This window comes from Neoluteolibacter marinus (genome assembly GCF_014904755.1).
Taxonomy (GTDB): domain Bacteria; phylum Verrucomicrobiota; class Verrucomicrobiia; order Verrucomicrobiales; family Akkermansiaceae; genus Haloferula; species Haloferula marina.
Genome location: NZ_JACZFQ010000292.1, coordinates 1 through 585, shown reverse-complemented (window position 1 = coordinate 585; position 585 = coordinate 1). Strand labels below are relative to the sequence as shown.

The 585-nt window shown below is 66.0% G+C and carries 1 protein-coding gene; it reads right to left on the bottom strand.

Going from position 1 to position 585, the window contains the following annotated elements; all coding sequences use genetic code 11:
• Nucleotides 1-317 precede the first annotated feature (317 nt).
• The coding region (locus tag IG178_RS24910; protein WP_226895793.1) for a P-loop NTPase family protein at nucleotides 318-585 on the bottom strand (268 nt) is incomplete at its 5' end.

Sequence of the window (585 nt, the reverse complement as noted above, 5' to 3'; positions counted from 1 at the left end):
CCAGGCTCCTGCAGATCAGCGCCGCCGAGGGGACGCATGGGCGGCGATTCAGGACCGGGAAGGCGTCGGCTGCGTCCTCTCGACGGTGGGCGGGTGAATCCCGCTGGGCAGGCTGCGAGACGAGCGAGCCGGCGTCAGGCCGGGCCTATGGAGACTGCTGCGCGAGTTGGCACACCTCAACCTGACACTTCTGCTGCATTGAGCACCACCCTGCGTGACAGTTACGGCACCGTAGGCGTCCCTGTGCCACAGGGTCCGAATCGGCAGTTTCGTGACACATCTGCGCCGTGGGGTATACCCAATAAGGACGCTGTGGCTCAGGGCGACAGGTGGCTGGCCGCGTGATCCGGAGGGGACATAGCCCCTCCGCTGACGCCGAGCGCCGCAAGGTCACTCAGAATCCTCGTCACGAGCGCATCCTCGCTCATGCGTTCCGGGAGGAGCACTTCACCCGGGACTCCGAGGGTGTCGCGTTCGACGTACCAGGACGCGACCTCGTCGTCACTCACGATCCCGGCGATGGGCTTGAGTGCATGGCGGCGCAGCGTCTCAGCGAGGCTCACATCCAGGTAGTACACGAGAGCC